Origin of the sequence: Dethiosulfovibrio faecalis (assembly GCF_021568795.1) — a bacterium.
Classification (GTDB): domain Bacteria; phylum Synergistota; class Synergistia; order Synergistales; family Dethiosulfovibrionaceae; genus Dethiosulfovibrio; species Dethiosulfovibrio faecalis.
On record NZ_JAKGUE010000013.1, the window covers coordinates 18,441 to 35,673 of the forward strand.

14 protein-coding genes are annotated in these 17,233 nt (G+C 55.2%); 4 read left to right on the plus strand and 10 right to left on the minus strand.

What is annotated here, in order from left to right; translation table 11 throughout:
• Positions 1-3: 3 nt before the first annotated feature.
• Positions 4-1,221 (minus strand): serine hydroxymethyltransferase, encoded by a 1,218-nt coding sequence (locus L2W58_RS09445; protein WP_236103093.1) that lies wholly within the window; start codon positions 1,219-1,221, stop codon positions 4-6.
• Positions 1,222-1,338: 117 nt separating this feature from the next.
• Positions 1,339-1,875 carry an FmdE family protein gene (locus L2W58_RS09450; protein ID WP_236103094.1) on the minus strand — a complete coding sequence of 179 codons (537 nt, stop codon included), beginning with the start codon at positions 1,873-1,875 and terminating at the stop codon, positions 1,339-1,341.
• Between the two features lie 176 nt (positions 1,876-2,051).
• Between L2W58_RS09450 and L2W58_RS09455 the strand changes: the two genes are divergently transcribed.
• Positions 2,052-3,365 carry a hypothetical protein gene (locus tag L2W58_RS09455; protein WP_236103095.1) on the plus strand — a complete coding sequence of 438 codons (1,314 nt, stop codon included), beginning with the start codon at positions 2,052-2,054 and terminating at the stop codon, positions 3,363-3,365.
• Positions 3,366-3,422: 57 nt separating this feature from the next.
• On the opposite strand, the gene L2W58_RS09460 is transcribed toward L2W58_RS09455, so the two are convergent.
• From L2W58_RS09460 to L2W58_RS09485, 6 genes are all read right to left on the minus strand, one after another.
• Complete coding sequence (locus L2W58_RS09460) at positions 3,423-4,343, minus strand: aliphatic sulfonate ABC transporter substrate-binding protein (protein WP_236103144.1); 921 nt, start codon at positions 4,341-4,343, stop codon at positions 3,423-3,425.
• 16 nt (positions 4,344-4,359) lie between these two features.
• Positions 4,360-5,100, minus strand: coding sequence for an ABC transporter ATP-binding protein (locus L2W58_RS09465; RefSeq protein WP_236103096.1), 741 nt, complete (start codon positions 5,098-5,100; stop codon positions 4,360-4,362).
• The gene (locus L2W58_RS09470; RefSeq protein WP_236103097.1) at positions 5,090-5,863 is read right to left on the minus strand and encodes an ABC transporter permease; all 774 of its coding nucleotides are present in this window, start codon (positions 5,861-5,863) and stop codon (positions 5,090-5,092) included. Before L2W58_RS09470 ends, L2W58_RS09465 begins: the two co-directional genes overlap by 11 nt.
• Positions 5,864-5,982: 119 nt before the next feature.
• Entirely contained in the window at positions 5,983-6,417 is a 435-nt protein-coding gene (locus tag L2W58_RS09475; RefSeq protein ID WP_236103098.1) for an FKBP-type peptidyl-prolyl cis-trans isomerase, read from the minus strand.
• A 27-nt stretch (positions 6,418-6,444) separates the two neighbouring features.
• Positions 6,445-8,382, minus strand: coding sequence for an ABC-F family ATP-binding cassette domain-containing protein (locus L2W58_RS09480; RefSeq protein WP_236103099.1), 1,938 nt, complete (start codon positions 8,380-8,382; stop codon positions 6,445-6,447).
• The gene (locus L2W58_RS09485; protein WP_236103100.1) at positions 8,379-9,398 is read right to left on the minus strand and encodes a coiled-coil domain-containing protein; all 1,020 of its coding nucleotides are present in this window, start codon (positions 9,396-9,398) and stop codon (positions 8,379-8,381) included. The genes L2W58_RS09480 and L2W58_RS09485 overlap by 4 nt, the downstream gene beginning before the upstream one ends.
• 122 nt (positions 9,399-9,520) lie before the next feature.
• On the opposite strand from L2W58_RS09485, the gene L2W58_RS09490 reads away from it, so the two are divergent.
• Positions 9,521-11,425: an HD domain-containing phosphohydrolase gene (locus L2W58_RS09490; protein ID WP_236103101.1), complete on the plus strand. Its 1,905-nt coding sequence runs from the start codon at positions 9,521-9,523 to the stop codon at positions 11,423-11,425.
• On the opposite strand, the gene L2W58_RS09495 is transcribed toward L2W58_RS09490, so the two are convergent.
• On the minus strand, positions 11,380-12,669 hold the full coding sequence (locus L2W58_RS09495; protein ID WP_338033081.1) for a BaiN/RdsA family NAD(P)/FAD-dependent oxidoreductase: 1,290 nt from the start codon (positions 12,667-12,669) through the stop codon (positions 11,380-11,382). The two genes, L2W58_RS09490 and L2W58_RS09495, sit on opposite strands and share 46 nt — an antisense overlap.
• A 189-nt stretch (positions 12,670-12,858) precedes the next feature.
• Here L2W58_RS09495 and L2W58_RS09500 point away from each other — a divergent pair, with 189 nt between their 5' ends.
• Complete coding sequence (locus L2W58_RS09500; protein WP_236103102.1) at positions 12,859-14,079, plus strand: iron-containing alcohol dehydrogenase; 1,221 nt, start codon at positions 12,859-12,861, stop codon at positions 14,077-14,079.
• A 59-nt stretch (positions 14,080-14,138) separates the two neighbouring features.
• On the opposite strand, the gene L2W58_RS09505 is transcribed toward L2W58_RS09500, so the two are convergent.
• Complete coding sequence (locus L2W58_RS09505; protein ID WP_236103103.1) at positions 14,139-16,292, minus strand: Tex family protein; 2,154 nt, start codon at positions 16,290-16,292, stop codon at positions 14,139-14,141.
• A 124-nt stretch (positions 16,293-16,416) separates the two neighbouring features.
• Between L2W58_RS09505 and thiD the strand changes: the two genes are divergently transcribed.
• A complete protein-coding gene (gene thiD / locus L2W58_RS09510) occupies positions 16,417-17,232 on the plus strand; it encodes a bifunctional hydroxymethylpyrimidine kinase/phosphomethylpyrimidine kinase (RefSeq protein ID WP_236103104.1) in 816 nt (271 codons plus the stop codon).
• Position 17,233: the final 1 nt, after the last annotated feature.

Genomic DNA, 17,233 nt, shown 5'->3' on the forward strand with positions numbered 1-17,233 from the left:
GTTTCACAGAATGGAGGAGGGGAATCGGCGACATAATTCGGCAGTTTCCTCCAATACGTTCTTTCCCGAAAGGGCCCTGGAGATGAGGGCTGCGACGGTCTCCATCTCCGATGGGCCCATTCCCCTCATGGCCGCCACCGTGGTGCCTATCCTTATGCCGCTGGCTATCCAGGGCTGTAGGGGGTCGAAAGGGATCCCGTTTCTGTTGACCGTGATTCCCGAGCTCTCCAGAAGCCCTTCGCCCTCCTTGCCGGTGATATTAAGGTTCCTCAGGTCCAACAAGACTATGTGACTGTCGGTTCCTCCTGTCACTGTTCGGAGCCCTCGTCTCGTCAGCCCCGAGGCCAGGGCCCTCGCGTCGTCCACGATGCGTCCGGCCAATACCTTGAATTCCTTGGTCGCAGCTATGGCGAAGCAGGCCGCCTTTGCCGCTACCAGAGAGGTTATCATCGATCCCTGATGGCCCGGGAATATGGCCAGGTCGATCTCCTTGGCGTATTTTTCACGGCAGAGGATACAGCCACCTCTGGGACCCGGCAGGGTTTTGTAAAGGGAGAAGGTCACGAAGTCGCAAAAAGGAACGGGGTTTACGTGAATTCCGGCGGCTATCAGTCCTGCCGTATGGGCAACGTCGGCCAGTAGCATCGCCCCCGATTCGTCCGCTATTTCCCTGAAGGTTTTCCAGTCGATCTCTCTGGGATAGCTGCTGCCTCCCCCCACTATCAGTTTGGGCCTGTATCTCATAGCCATATCTCGGAGTTGGTCCAGGTCTATGAGCTCGTCGTCTTTTCTCACCCCGTAATGTACGAATCGGTAAATTCTGCTGGCTATGTTTTTTTTGTGCCCGTGAGATAGATGTCCTCCCGACGACATATCCATGGATAGCACCGTGTCTCCCGGTTCCAGCACCGCCTGATACACAGCCAGGTTGGTGTTTGTACCGCAATGGGGCTGGACGTTTACGTGTTCCGCTCCGAACAGGGCTTTCGCCCTCTCTATAGCCAAGGTCTCTATCTCGTCCAGATATATCCCTCCGGCGTAGTATCTCTTGCCGGGATATCCCTCTATGGTTCGGTTGGATAGACAGCTGCCGGAGATCTCCAGAATGGCTCGAGGGGCTATACTCTGAGATGCGACCATGTCGAGATGGTTTCTCTGTCTGTTCCTCTCAGCCTCTATGAGCTCTGCCAGCCGTACGTCGTCTTTCAAGTTGAATGCCATCGTGAGTATCCCTCCCGAAGTCGTTTTGTTTAGACTAGAGGGAAAAACGCAAAAAGGCAATCGGTATTTTCCCGATTTTTCTACGGAAAATCCCGATCGCCTTTTCTGACTCCTACTTCATCTTTCTCCGTGTCTCTCCCTGTAGCAGGGAAGGCAATAGACCTCTCCATCCATGTTTCTGGTCATGGATTCCATGGTTCCCTCGCCGCATCCGGCACAGATAAGGGTGTTCTCCCTGAACGCCTTCGGGGGAAGTTCCTCCCTCGGCGCCCCTAATTTAAAGAGCTCTTCCAAAGGGGCCTCCAGCAGATAGAGCCTGTATTCCTCCCTGTCCATCTCCCTGTTTAGGTTCGGTCTCAGGACCATCCTGATTCCCTTGCCGTCTCTACGTCGGTAGAAGGTGAAGGCCACCTTCCCGTAGTGATGGAGTACGAGGTTTCCTTTTCCCAGGGTGCAGTTAGTCATGTGCTGGATGGCGTCGATTCCGCACATATCGGTCTCGGATATGCATACCAGTTCCTCGTCTCCGTCGCCTTCTCCCAACTCCTTCAAAGCCAGTTCAGAAGCCCTTATCCCTATGGCCAGTCCAGGACACCGATGGCCGTGAAACCTCTCTACCTCGTCGTATTTGTTCGCTTTTTTGTCCTTATTCAAAGCTATTTCCCCTCCCCGATTAGTCCAAAACATTTCCCGTATTTTGTTCCATAGTCGCTGAAAGGGCAAGGCTTTTTGTATACCTGTGCTTGACCGTAGCGATGGAACAGGTGTATCCTGCCGGTGGAGTTAGCATCACAAAACTAAGTTTTATAAAACGAGAGGAGCAGTGTGTGATGAAGCGAGTTTTGCGTTTTTCCCTTTTTGCCTTGGTCGTCGCTTTAGTGGCGACCTCGGTCTTTTCTCTGGAGGTGTCTACTGCCTTCGCCTGGTCCGCCGAAAGTGACGATAAAGAATTCTCTTATCTCCTAAGGGATGGTTCTCTTTCCTGTATAGCCGAGAAAGGCACGGTAAAGACTTTTTCCATGGCCGAGTCCTGCATGGAAGGAGAGGGCGATTCCCGCCACGCTTGTCTGTGCATGGCCATGGCCTATAGGGTGGCTCAGATAGTTTCGGGGGCCTGGAGCGACGGATTTTTCCATCCCGAGGACGTCATGGTTGCTACGGGATGGAACTCCGATGGAGCGGAGGAGCTTTTCTGCGATCTCCTTGGTGTGGATTCCGTGACCTACGGTGTGGACGGTTCTGTCACGAAACCCGGTGATATGACCCTTTTGGACTGTTGGTATAGAATCTCAATAAAATCGCTGGGTAAAACCTTTACCTTTAGGGGGACAGAGAAGATTTTGACGGAGGATTTCCTGACCCTCAGACGTAAGGTAAAAGGAGGCGGAGGAACCGATGAGGAGAAAAAAGTCCTTGCCGCCAAGAAGATGGTGCTCTGGAACTCCATTCAGGAGAATCCTTTCGACGGGGGGTTTGAGGTGCGAGAATCAGAAACTGCAAGATGTCTCTGCGATGTCGTTCCTACCTCTACCCTTTACTACGTTCTCTCCGACGATGTGGTGAGGAGCATGGATCTTCCCGATGCGGCTAAAGAGGATAACGGTTCAGGAGGAACCAAGATCTGCCTATGTCAGACAGTGGCCTTCAGGGTATCCCAAATGGTGTCCTCCAGTTGGTCCGACGGGATATTCCATCCCGAGGACATCTCCGTGGAGACCGGCTGGAATACCGATGGTCCCTTAGAGTTCTGGGTAGGCCAGATGGGCATGAGCTCCGAGGACGTAGTCATATCCAGTTCCGCCACCTCTGGAGACAGGCTCTCTCTGGCGGACTGCTGGTACAAGGTGACGATAAAGTCTACCGGAGAGACCTACGTCGTCCGAGGGACCTCGGACCTTTACGTCTCGGACTTTCTAGCTCTTCGTGCTCTCTTCAAACAAGGGAAAGCTACGGATGAACAGACGAAGAGGATGAAAGAGCTAAGGGCGAAGACGGTGAATAATATCTGTTGTTCTCCCTTTGTCGCTAAGTTTTCGTCGGAAAGGCAAGAATCTAAAAAGGTAGGCTCCAGTGGCTGTTCCGTTTCTCCTTTCTCAGTCGTCTCCTTGGTTCTGTTGGCTCCTCTGGTTGCCCTCCGTAGGTAAAATACACGAATAGAGGAGATCTAAAGGCCGCCCTGTCAGAGGCGGCCTTTTTCGTGATTATATCGTAGCTATCATTTTCTCTATATCTACCTTATGAGGCAACATTCCGTTGTCGAACAGAAAATCCTGGGTTCTCTTCAGTTCCTCCACATCGGAAGGGCGAATCGTGGAGTCGAAGTCGTAGAGGGGGAGCATTGTCTTTACGTCGTCGACGGAGAGTCCCGTCTCTTCCGCCGTTATCTCTATGGCTCTCGTCCTGTCGCTATCCAGGAGATTGACGCTCTCCTCGTCCACCTTCATAAAACGTCGAACCAGATCGGGGGCGTCCCTGAGAAGCTCTCCTCTGACAGCGATAACGGTGGTGGCGTCCACCAGGCCTTCCCCCGTCGTTATTATCCTAGCCCCCCGTTCGGTTGATCTCAGTACAGCGGGTCCGGCGGCCAGACAGGCGTCTACGCTCCCGTTCATCATCGCCGTAACCCCGTCGGCCAGCCCCATTCCGAGGAACTGAACGTCGTTTACCGACAACCCCTCTCTTTTCAGAGCCGCTACCAGCAGCTGATGGAGTATGGTCCCTTTAGGACCTGCGATTTTCTTCCCCTTGAGATCGGCGATTGACGCGATGTCTTTGTCCTTTGCCAGTACTGTAAAGGCCTTAGGTGAACGGGCGAATATGCCTATCACCTTCAGGTCGACCCCGTTGGCGTAGGCCAGAATAGCCGATGTTCCACCGAGACAGTTTGCTACGTCCACCGACCCGGAGGCAAGACCGGCGGTCTGCTTGGGCCCGGCGGTCAATTCGGGGTGAGACACGGTGAAATCGGGAAAGGCTTTTTCTATGAGTTTCAGTTCCTTCTGTAGGATAGACGGCACGTTGAGTGGGGCCTTTACGTACGTCACGCTGAGTTCCTTTTCCTTCGCCGTCGTCTGTACGACAGTGGATGCCAGGATGACTGCGGCTACTACGGTTATGGCCATTCTCTTCAATCCAGAGTCAAGCTCCTTTCGACAGGGTCGATCGCGACGATCCCCCGTCATCGTCGAGGGATGCGAGGATCCCTGCTTTTAGTGTCTCCCTTTCCTGTAGGTTCATGGAGCTTGAGTTAACGTCCTCCATTACCGACAGGATCCTGCCTTTTCCCATTACGACTATTCTGGAAGCCAGAAAAATGGCCTCCTCGACGTCGTGTGTAACCAGAACGACGGTCAATCCCCTTTTTTCTACCAAGAGAGCTAGATCCTGTTGTAGCTTTCTTCTGGTGAAATAATCCAGTGCTCCGAAAGGCTCGTCCATCAACAATATTTCCGGCTCGTAAGCCAATGCTCTTGCTAGGGCGACTCTTTGTGACATACCGCCGGAAAGTTGACTCGGCATGGCATTCTCGAAATATGACAACCCGACCTGTTTCAATATCTCTTCGATTCGATCGGTATTCTCTGAGGTTTTGTCGAGCACGAGTTCGACGTTTTTTCTTACCGATAGCCAGGGCATAAGTCTCGGCTCTTGGAAGACGACCCCTACGGAATGCCCTCCTTTCATCACGATTTCTCCGGACGATGGAGGAGCGAGTCCGGCCATTAACCTCAGCATGGTCGTCTTTCCGCATCCGCTTTTGCCGAGGACTACCGTGAAGGATCCTATGGGGAACTCGATGGAGACGTTTTTCAGCGCTGTTATGTCGGATCGACCAGGCACCGAAAATCTCTTATATATGGATTTAAGCTCACATTTCATCGGAGGCGTTCCCCTTCCATGGGACCAATTTGCTGGATAGCTTTAGAAAGCCCCAGTCGGATAGGCAGCCTATCACTCCCATGAGGATAACTCCCGCTACGATCACATCCGATCGCGAAAGTTGTTCCGCGTCGTGTATCACGTAGCCTATTCCGGACGATGCTGCTATCAGTTCCGCTCCTATCAGCGAGCGCCAGCTGTACCCAAGCCCAAGCCTCATCCCCACCAGAATCGATGGAAGAGCGGACGGAACCAGGATCTCCCTGAAACGCCGTCTCCGGGACATCCGGAAGACTCGTCCCACCTCCAGGAGGCTTTCGTCGCATGAGACGACCCCTTCCTGGGTATTTAGGAGAATAGGGAAAAAGGTTGCCATGACTACGACGACTATCTTGGATATCTCCCCTATGCCGAACCATAATATCAACATGGGCATCACAGCGAGGGGAGGAACGTGTCGCAGAAAGTCCAGCGTGGGGTCGAACCACCTTCGAGAGCTCGATGAAAGTCCCAGCAAAAATCCCATTGGAACGGCTGTGATCACCGAAATGACGAATCCCGTAAAGACCCTGAAAAAGCTGGCCCCCATGTGGCGGACAAGGCTCCCGTCCATAGCCATTTCTTTGAGGGGTTTTATAACCTTGCAAGGAGCCGGAATAACGTAATCGTTCCAGGCGTTCTGGTTCGAGCCGAGCCACCAAAGTAAAAGTATTGCCGCGGGGAAAACCGCTCCTCCGGCGAGGCGTTTAACGTCTCTTCTCACCTTGCCTCCTCCTTGTTGTTGGTGTTACAACTTCAAAATATTGTACTACGGAATGTTAGAATGAGCAAACGTAAGGCTCCGTCGATATATCGACGGAGCCTTACGTTTGATGGTATTTGTCAGGCCGGAGTAACCTCGACCATGGTTATCTTAAAGGTCAGCTCCTCTCCTGCCAGACGATGGTTGCCGTCCAGCGTTACGACGTCCTCGTCCAGTCCCGCTATGGTGACGGGGAAGACTCCTCCCTCTGCGGAGGTAACAGAAAGCTGATCCCCTATCGAGGGCTCGTATCCCTCTGGAAGCTGCTCTCGTCCTACGGCGAAGAGGAGCTGTTCGTTTCTCGGGCCATAGGCCTTCTCGGGAGGAAGCACTATCGTCTTTTCCTCGCCCTCGGACATTCCCAGGACTCCCTCGTCGAAGCCTGCTATCATCTGTCCGGCTCCCACCGTGAAGGCCAAGGGATCCCTCTCTAGAGAGGAATCGAAAACGGTTCCATCCTTCAACGTTCCGGTGTAGTGGACCTTGACGTGGCATCCTGCGGTTGTCTTTGTCATTGGCAAAAATCCTTTCCTATCCTTTCGTCAGGCCTGAGCCTCGACGCTCTCTATTGCCTCCATGAGCTCTTCCCACCGGGCCATAGCCCGGTGGAGCTCGTCCTCGACGTTCTTGAGGTCCACCATGAGGTTCCGTACCTTGGAGGAGTCTTCGAGGGTCTTGGGGTCGCATAGGTCCTCGTGTATGGTCTCTTTTTTCATCTCCAGGTCGGATATGGTCTTTTCCAGAGGAGCAAGTTCCTCCACGAATCTTCTCTTCTCGCGGTAGATCCTGTTGCGCAGCTCCGCCTCCGCCCGTTTTCTGTCCTTCAGCGAAGGGGGGGCGTCGTTCTTTCCGGAGGTCGCCTCCGCCTGTTCCTGCATAGCCTGATCTCTTTTTTCGATAAAATAACTATAATTTCCGGGGTAATCGTACAGTTTACCGTCCCGAATTTCAAGTACCCTCTCGACCAGATTGTCCAGAAAATAGCGATCGTGGGATACGATTATCATCGTTCCGTCGTATTCCAGCAAGGCCCTCTGAAACAGGTCCTTGGTGGACATGTCCAGATGGTTGGTCGGCTCGTCCAGCACCAGAAAGTTCGTCTCCTGGAGCAGGAGCTTAACCAGGGCAACCCTGGACTTTTCACCGCCGGATAGCACCGATATCCTCTTGTGTATGTCCTCTCCGGAAAAGAGGAACGCTCCCAGCAGGGTCCTCTTCCCCTCTGGGGAAAGCCTGTCGGATGCTCGGTCGATCTCCTCCCATATGGTGTTGTCGTAGTCCAGGTTCTGGCTGCTCTCCTGGGAGAAGAACCCCATGGACACGTTGTGTCCCAGCTCGACGACCCCCTCGTCGGGCAGCTCTCTTCCTGCGATCAGCCTCGAGAGGGTCGATTTGCCGGCACCGTTGACGCCCACCAGGGCGACCTTTTCGCCTCTGGTGATCTGGAACTCCAGATCGTCGAACACGGAGAGATCTCCGTAGGATTTTGAAAGTTCCGCTGCCTCCAGCACCGAGTGGCCGCTTCTTGGACATTTGGGGAAACGGATGGACACGGTCTTGCCCGGTCCGTCTATCCTCACCTCTTCCATTCGCTCCAGTTTCCTTATCCTGCTTTGAACCTGGGCGGCTTTCGTTGCCTTGTATCGGAAGCGGTCTATGAATTGACGGGTTTTCTCGATCTCCTCCTGCTGTTTGAGCCGTTCCTTCTCCAGCTGCTCCAGTCTTCTGGCGCTTTCCTCCAGATACTGGGAGAAGTTGCCTTTGTATTCGCATATCCTGCGGTTGGACAACTCCGCTATGGACCCCATGATCCTGTCCATGAAGCGCCTGTCGTGGGATATGGCCACCACCGTTCCGGGATAGCTCATCAGCCATCCCTCCAGCCACTCCATGCTCTCGGTGTCCAGGTGGTTCGTCGGCTCGTCCAGTAAAAGCACGTCCGGTCTGGACATAAGGGCCGCCGCCAAGGAGATCCTCATCTTCCAGCCTCCGGAGAACTCGGACGTAGGTCTGTCTCCGTCGGCCGGTGAGAAGCCCAATCCCTTTATGGCTTTCTTCGCCATGGCGTCGAAAGAGTATCCGCCAGCTCTCTCGAAGGCCTCCATGGCCCTCTCGTATCTCTCCAGGGCTTTTTTTTGTTCCGGGCTGTCCGGAACGGTCCTTCCGAGCTCGTCCTCTGCCTTCCTGAGAGAGCTTTCCAGCTCGTCTATGCCGGCGCTTTCCTTTATGTAGGACATCACGGATATATTCGGTAGTTCGTGCAGGTCCTGAGGGAGGTAGCCCACCTTGGCCTTAGAGGGCATGGTCACTGTACCGCCGTCGGGTTCTATGAGCCCCATCAGAACCTTGAGCAGGGTCGTCTTGCCCGATCCGTTTGCTCCCACCAGGCCGATCTTGCTCCCGTCCAGTATCCGCCAGGAGAGGTCGTCGTATAGAAGTTTCCCCCCAAGGGTGAGCCTGAGATTACCTATGTCGATCATGGGGCCTTTTCTTCTCCGCCGCTCCAGCGTCCGCCGCTTCTAGCCTTCTCCAGCTCGAGATAGTACTTTCGTTTCATCTCGTCCAGCTCCAGTGCCATGCGGCTCTCGGATTCTTTCTTGGCGAGCTCCAGCTTCCTGGCGTGTTCAGATTCCAGTTGGGCCAGTCTGTGGTCCTTCAAGGAGATCTCTCTCTGCTTCTGTCCCAACTCCTTCTCGAGAGCGGTGATGCGGGAGCTTTTCTCTCTCTCCAGGTCCATCAGTTCTTTGCGGGCTCTCTGCTCCAGATCTCTAAGGTCGTCCTGGGCCCTTCTCTCCATGATCTTCAACTGGTCCTTCAAGGAGGCTATCTGCCTGGCAAACTGCTCCCGGATCTCTTTTTTCTCGGAATTGACTCGGTCCATTTCCTCGACAATGGCCTTTTTCTCTCTATTCAGTCGTTCCCTCGCCACCGATTCCTCCGAGTTAAGGTCGGTCAGGTTACGAATTCTATCCTCCAGGGAGCATTGGATATCCTGTAGTTTGTTCTTCTCCTGTTGGAACTGGTTGTTCATATCCTCGATCTTGCCGGCGTGGAGTCCTTCGATCTTCTTTCTCTCGCTTCGAAGCGATTCTATCTCCTGGAGCAGCATGTATTTCTCGTCCTTGAGCGACTCGTTCTCCTTTCTCTGCAACTCCATGGCCCTCAGGGAGTTCTTGGTGCGGTCCAGCTCTTCCCGGAGGTCTCTGCACTCCTGTTCGGATCGCTGAAGCTTTTTATCGCAGTTATCCTTGCCAGTTTCGAGGGAGTCTTTATCCTGTTGAATCATCTCGAGCCTATGGGTTGTGTCCCGAAACTCTCTCTCCATGGATATGAAGTCATCCTTGAGGGTCTCTATAGTCTTGTCCCTTGTTTCCAGTTCGTCGTGTATCCTCTGCCGAAAAAGATGGAGCGAACTATAAAGAGCCTCCATCGTCTCGCAGACCTTTTTCTCCTCCTCGTTTTCCGTGAAGGAGACTATTCTATCTCTATCGTCCATTTCATATCACCTCGTTCGATGCGACCTTCAGGGACCCATTATAACAACGGCCCTCTCTTTTGTAAGATGTCGGGTATAATTCCTGGAGAGAATCTTCTTAAAAAACCGGAGGTGAGTCGATTTTGGATTCCTCTAAAAACTCGGTGGAAGAGGCGGTATACCGTTTTTTCCACCGATACAGCGCCCGGGACTTGAAAGGTGTTTTGGAATGCTTTATTCCCGATGAAGGGCGTTATGTCGGAACGGGAGTCGACGAAGGTGGAGCGGGTATAGAGGGAATTCGGGCCATGATGGAACGTGATTTTAACAGTACGTCTTCCATGAAAATAGTCATAGAGGACCTTTGGAGCAGGGTATCCGAAGACGGAAAGAGCGCCTGTGCTTTCGTTCGAGGCAGAATGCACGCCAGCCTTGTGGACGGACATCTACTGGTCCCTCGTTTTAGAAAAACGATGTTTCTTGAACTTCATGACGGTAGATGGCTTCAGTCTCATTCGCACATGTCTTTTCCCTGCATGGAGCAGGACGAAAAGAGCTCCTTTCCCGCGGTTAATCTCAAGGGGCGATACGATCTTCTTTTCAGTAGAACCATAGACTCCATACTCTTTCTGTCGCCGCATACGTTGGATGTAATAGAGGCGAATCATGCGGCCCGTTCTCTGTGGGGCTTTTCCAAGGAAGAGTTGGAGGATCTTTCTCTGAAAGATCTAACGGATGAAGAGACTTTCTTGAGGGTGACTCAATTGCTTTTCGAAGAGGGCAGCCCGATGTTTTCTCTCGAAGGATTTGCGCTGAGAGGCGATGGAAGAGAGTTGGAGGTGGAGATCTCCTTAGAGAGGGTCTCAGTCGCCGGGTTGAGCTCCTGTCTTTGTATTGTAAGGGATATCTCCGATAGAAAAAAACAGGAGCGGGCTTTGCTTCGTCGTCTGGAATTCGAGAAATTGATCTCCAGTCTGTCGTCCAGGGTGCTGTTGAAGGAAGATCTTGACGAAGCTATCGAATTTGCCTTGGCCGGTTTGGGGAATTTTTCCGGTGCGCGATCATGCTATATATTCCAGTTTTTCGACCGAGGAGCCAGACGTTGTATGACTCACTGTTGGGAAAAAGTGAAGGGAACTGTGGAGCGATCCCATTTTCAGGATTTTCCGAGTCATGATTTTGAATATTTCGTGGGTCGTCTCAAGGCCGGTGATTCTATCGTCATAGACGACGTCCCGGCGATGGGAGACGAATGGGGTCTTCAGAGGGAGCTTCTACAGAGACAGGGGCTGAAGTCCTTCGTGGTGGTCCCCTTCTTCGTCTCCGGTAAATTGAAGGGCTATCTGGGGTTCGACGACGTCTGGGACTCCCGAGACTGGACTCCGGAGGATCTTGTGTTGCTGCAGGCCTTCTGCGATGTCTTGAGCCAGGCCATGGTCAAGAGAGAAGGGGAGGCCCGGCTCAGAAAGACCATGAACAGCAGTATAGAGGTGCTCTCCCGGGCGGTGGAGCAGAGGGACCTGTTTACCTCGGGACATCAGAAAAGGGTGTCCTCTCTGGCGGAGGCCATAGGGGTTAAACTGGGCTTCGATCCCTATCGGGCCGAGGGGATCAGAATCGCCGGGTTGCTCCACGATATAGGCAAGATAAACGTGCCTGCCGAGATACTGAACAAGCCCGGTCCCCTCTCGGCTTTGGAGTATCAGCTGGTCCAAAGGCACCCGGAGATAGGCAGGGACATCCTTGGCGACGTCCATTTCCCGTGGCCCATAGCAGAGGCGGTGCTTCAGCATCACGAAAGGCTGGACGGGTCCGGCTATCCTCAGGGACTCGCCGGCGACGCCATATCCCTGGATGCCAGGATACTGGGCGTCGCCGACGTGGTGGAGGCTATGTGCTCTCATCGTCCCTACAGGCCCAGCCTAGGGCTGGACATCGCCTTAGACGAGTTGAGGAAAAACAGAGGGGGTCTCTACGATCCGCACGTCGTGGACGCCTGTTTTCAGCTGGCAGAGGAGGGGTTCTTCTCCGAGCCGCCCTTCGCGTAGAGGGCCGCCTCGTTTCCTGCCACGTAGCCGGTGGACCAGCATACCTGTAGATTGTAGCCCCCGGTGGGACCGTCCAGATCCAAAATCTCTCCGGCGAAGAACAGCCCGGCTGTCTTTTTCGATGCCATAGTCTTGGGGTCCACGTCCTTCAACGAGATCCCTCCGGACGTTATGACGGACCACCGATATCCCAAGAGGCCAATAGGGGTTATGGGAAGGGATTTTACCGCCTCGATGAGATCCTTCCTTTGTTCCTTGGTGACCTCGTCCACCCTGGTCTCCGCCGGGATCCCTGCGGCCTCCATTATCACCGGGATTATGGCCCGGGGCAGCAGATCCTTCAGACCGTTCTTCAGCAGTTCTCTCCTGTGGGCCTCCAGGTCCCTAAGGATCCTGGCGTCCAGCTTACCCTTGTCCAATGCGGGCTTTAGGTCCAAAAACAAGGTGGAAGGTCCCTTGGTCAAGGACGCCCCTATCTCCTTGGCCATGTCCATAACGATAGGTCCGCTTATGCCGAAATGGGTGAACAGCATCTCTCCGAAACGGTCGGAGACCTTCTTTCCTCCCCTCCACAGGGAGATAGACACGTTTCTCAATGTGAGCCCCTGTAGCTCGGAGCACCACGTCTCCTCGGTCTTCACCGGGCATATGGCCGGTTCTGGCCCCACTATACGGTGTCCCGTCTCCTTTGCCCAGCGATAGCCGTCGCCGGTGGATCCGGTGCCGGGATAGGACATCCCCCCGGTGGTCACTATCACCGAGGAAGCCGACATGGTTCCCCTGTCGGTGACTATCCCGGTGACTTTGCCGCCGGAAACGGTCAAGCCTCGGGCGGTGGTCACGGTGAAGATCTTGACCTTCCCCTCGAACATGAAGTCGCTCAGAGCGTTTATGACGTCCTCGCTGTTCAGTCCGGTCTCGGGAAAGACCCTGGATCCTCTCTCGACCTTGGTTGCCACCCCTCTGGACCGGAAGAACTCCAGGGTCTCCTCCACTCCGAAACGACTGAGAGATGAAAGCAGAAACCGGCCGTTTCTGCCGAATGGCTCAACCAGCTTCAGAGGATCTTTTTCCATGTGGGTCAGGTTGCATCGTCCCTTGCCGGTTATGGCAAGCTTGACTCCGAGCCTGTCGTTCTTCTCTACCAACGCCACCGAGGCGCCGGTCTCGGCGGCCTTCCCGGCTGCCATCATCCCTGCCGGTCCGCCTCCTACGACTATGACGTCGAATTTCTCTAATTGCACTTTAAAAACCCCTCCCGATAACTTCGTGAGGTTATCATACCATCACCCCGAGGAAATCCAGTGGTTAAACAATATGTTCTTTTTTTTCTTCTCACTCGACCCCTTGACCTGTATAATGTATATTGCTAATCTTGTCACAAAGTTGAACCGAGGCCGAATTCGGTCTATAGAGAAGAGGAGGAATGACCTATGTGGGATGCCAAGATGCCTATTCACGAGATACGAGAGATAAGGGCCAAGACCACAGTCTACCTTGGGGTGGGAGCCATCGCCAAGATAGACGACATCGTGGGGGAGCTCAAGGGAAAGGGAATCGGAAAGGTGCTCTGCGTTACCGGGAGAGGGTCCTATAAGAAGACCGGTGCCTGGGATCACGTCACCGCCGCCTTCCAGAAGCACGGAGTCGAGCACGTTCTGTTCGACAAGATTCGTCCCAATCCCGAGGCCGACGACGTCGACGCAGCCGCGAAGATGGGCCGCGACTTCGGCGCACAGGCTGTGGTCGCCATAGGCGGAGGAAGCCCCATAGATGCGGGAAAGAGTGCCGCCATCCTCATGGAGTATAAGGACCAGGATGCCAGGAGCCTCTACGAGTTCAAGTTCACCCCGGAGAAGGCCGCTCCCATCGTGGCCATAAACCTGACCCACGGAACCGGAACAGAGGCGGACCGTTTCGCCGTCGTGACCATACCGGAGAAGGAATACAAGCCGGCTATCGCCTACGACTGCATCTATCCCGCCTACGCGATAGACGACCCCGCCCTCATGACCGGTCTGTCCGCCGCTCAGACCCGCTTCACCGCCATAGACGCGGTCAACCACGTCACGGAGGCGGCCACGACCAAGGTCGCCACTCCCTACACCGTCCTTTTGGCCAAGGAGGTGGTCCGCCTGGTGGCCAAGTACCTGCCTCAGGCTCTCCAGAATCCCGACGACCTCACCGCCCGCTACTATCTTCTTTACTCCTCTCTCATAGCGGGTATATGCTTCGACAACGGCCTTCTTCACTTCACCCACGCCCTGGAGCATCCCCTGAGCGGAGTGAAGCCCGATCTGGCCCACGGTCTGGGTCTCGCCATGATCCTCCCCGCCGTGCTGCGCCAGATATACGTGGCTCAGCCCGAGGTCCTGGCAGAGCTCTACGCCCCCATAGTATCGGACCTCAAGGGAATTCCCGCCGAGGCCGACATGGTAGCTCGCAAGGTCGAACGCTGGCTCTACGACATGGGAGTAACCTCCAAGCTTTCCGACGAGGGCTACACCGATGCGGACGTCCCCAAGTTGGTCAAACTGGCTCAGACCACCCCGTCGCTGGACGGACTGCTCTCCATGGCTCCTATCCCTGCCGGAGCGGACGTCATCGAGAGAATCTACAGGGACTCTATGACCCCCTACGGGTGCTGCTGCTGATATTTAATATTTAAATCAAAATAGGGGATGCGATCCCGCGGGATCGCATCCCCTATTTTTCAGTTTTCGTCCGTCTTGGGAAAATCCTTTTTTTTCATCGAGAGGGATAGCCTCTTTCTCTTCAGATCTACGTCCAATACCGCTACCTCCACCGTCTGTCCCGGCTTGGCCGCCTGATGGGGGTCCTTTACGAAACGATCGGACAGGCGACTGACGTGGACAAGGCCGTCCTGGTGAACTCCGACGTCCACGAAGGCCCCGAAGTCCGTGACGTTGGTCACTATTCCCGGCAGAACCATGCCGGCCCTAAGGTCCGACAGCTCGGACACGGAGGGGTCGAAGGAGAAGGGCTGAAGCCTTTCCCTAGGGTCTCTGCCGGGCTTAGCCAGCTCGGACAATATGTCGTTCACCGTAGGCAGTCCCACGTCTCCTCCGACGTAGCGACCGGGATCTATGGATTTTCGTAGTTCCTCGTCTTTCAAAAGGTCCGGGATGGACCTTCCCAGATTTTCGGCCATGGAGTTGACCAGGTCGTATCTCTCGGGATGGACGGCGCTGTCGTCAAGAGGATGGGATCCTCCCCTGATCCTGAGGAATCCCGCCGCCTGCTGGTAGGTCTTTGGCCCCAGGCCGGATACCTTCAGCAGATCCTTTCTGGTCTTGAAGGGACCTTCCTTTCGTCTTCTCTCGACCACCGACTTGGCCAGCTTGAGACTCAGTCCGGAGACGAAGGAAAGAAGCTGAGGGCTGGCGGTGTTGACCTCCACACCTACGGAGTTGACGCAGGACGCCACGACGTCGTCCAGGGCCTTCTTCAGTTCCTTCTGGTCCACATCGTGCTGATACTGGCCCACCCCGATGGATTTCGGGTCCACCTTCACCAGCTCCGCCAGGGGATCCATCAGCCGCCTGCCGATGGAGACCGCCCCCCGGTAGGACACGTCGAGGTCGGGAAACTCCTCTCTAGCCAGTGCGGAAGCCGAATATATGGAGGCTCCGCTCTCGTTGACCGAGTATATCTCGGCTCCCTCGGGCAGACAGTCCTTCAGGAACGCCTCCGTCTCCCTTCCGGCCGTTCCGTTGCCCACCGCGACCGCCTCTATGCCGTATTGGCCGAACAGCCTGGCCACGCTTTCCATAGCCTGCTCTCGTCTCGCCTGAGAAGTGTGGGGGAAGACCGTCTCGTGATGGACCATCTCTCCCGTCTCGTCCAGACAGACCAGCTTGCATCCCGTCCTGAAACCCGGATCCAGTGCCATTACCCTCTTCTGCCCCAGAGGAGGGGCCATCAGGACCTCCCTGACGTTCTTGACGAAAACGGAGATAGCCTCCCTGTCGGCCTTGCTCTTCAGGGCCTTTCTTGCCTCTGTCTCCATAGAGGATTCCAGCAGTCTCTTGTAGCCGTCCTCCACCGCCTCTTTCACCTGATTGGAGTCGGCCTTCTCACCCTTGACGAATCGGGTCTCCAGCCTGCGGATGGCCGCCTCCTGAGGAGGGCGGACCGACACGGAGAGAGCTCCCTCGGACTCGCCTCTGAACATCGCCAGTATCCGGTGGGACGGGGCCTTGGCCATGGGCTCCTCCCAGTCGCTCCAATCGGCGAAACGAGCCCCTTCCTCCTCCTTGCCGGGCTTCATCTTGGCCTTCAGGGTTCCTCGGCGGACGAAAAGGGCCCTCATCTCCATCCTGGCCTCTCCGTTCTCGCTTATCTCCTCGGCGATGATGTTTCTCGCTCCCTCAAGAGCCTCCTGGATCGAGTTCACTCCCTTTTCCTCGTCCAGGAAGCGGGACGCCTCCGCCTCGAGGTCGATACCCTCCTGAGACATTATGATCCGAGCCAGAGGCTCCAGCCCTTTCTCCCTGGCTACAGTCGCCTTCGTTCGTCTCTTGGGTCGGAAGGGCAGGTATATGTCCTCCAGGGCGGTCATGGTACCGGCCTTGTCCAGTTTTGCCTTAAGCTCCTCCGTCAGAAGGCCTCTCTCCTCCAGAGAGCTCACCATGGACGCCCGACGTTTGTCCGTCTCGACAAGCCTCTCCAGGCCGTCCCTTATTCCCGCTATGGCGACCTCGTCCAGGCTTCCCGTCGCCTCCTTGCGGTAACGGGCTATGAAGGGAACGGTGCATCCTTCCTCCAACAAGGCCGCCGTGGCCTCGACGTTCTCTCGGGGTATGCGGAGCTCCTTGGCCAGGATCTTCTGGTGAGATAGTTCCATATCTTAAAATCGCCTCCGTATTCGTCGAACCGTATCGATCTTACATAATACAGCAAAGGTCTGGAAAAATGGGGTAGAAAGGGTTATCTTGTCTATGGTAGCGATACTTCAGGAGGTGTATTTATTGTCCATTTACAGAGGGCTCGCCATGACCGTGGCGGGCAGCGATTCGGGCGGTGGAGCGGGGATCCAGGCGGACCTGAAGACCTTTGCGGCCCTGAGGGTCTTCGGAACCTCCGCCTTGACAGCCGTGACGGCTCAAAACAGCCTGGGAGTTCAGGCCATACACGATATACCGCCTGAGATTATATACGAGCAGATGAAATCGGTACTGTCAGACTTCTCCATAGGAGCGGTCAAGACCGGCATGTTGGGAAAGACGGACGCCATAGGAGCGGTCTGTCGGGCCGTAAGGGATTTTTCCGTACATAAGCTGGTGGTGGACCCGGTGATGATAGCCCAGAGCGGCGACTCTCTCATCCAGGACGACGCGGTATCGGCCATAAAGGAGGAACTGCTGCCTCTGGCCACCCTGGTGACCCCCAACGTCCCGGAGGCGGAGAGACTAAGCGGGCTGGAGGTCCCCGACGTGGAGGGCATGATCGCAGCGGCCTCAGCCATAGCAGGAATGGGACCTCAGGCCGTGTTGGTAAAGGGAGGGCATCTGGAGGGCGATAAGGTGATAGACGTACTGTGGACCTCGGGTAAACCGATCAAGTTCGAGTCTCCCAGGATAGACACGGAAAACAACCATGGCACCGGCTGCACCCTAAGCGCCGCCATAGCCGCCGAACTTGCCGCCGGATGCGAGCTGGACCTGGCGGTGGAAAGAGGTCGGGCCTATCTCATGATGGCCCTGGAGAGGGGCTTCAAGCCCGGCAAGGGATACGGCCCCACAGGTCACGCCGTGACCCCCGATTGGGTTGAGAAAGGAGAGTAGA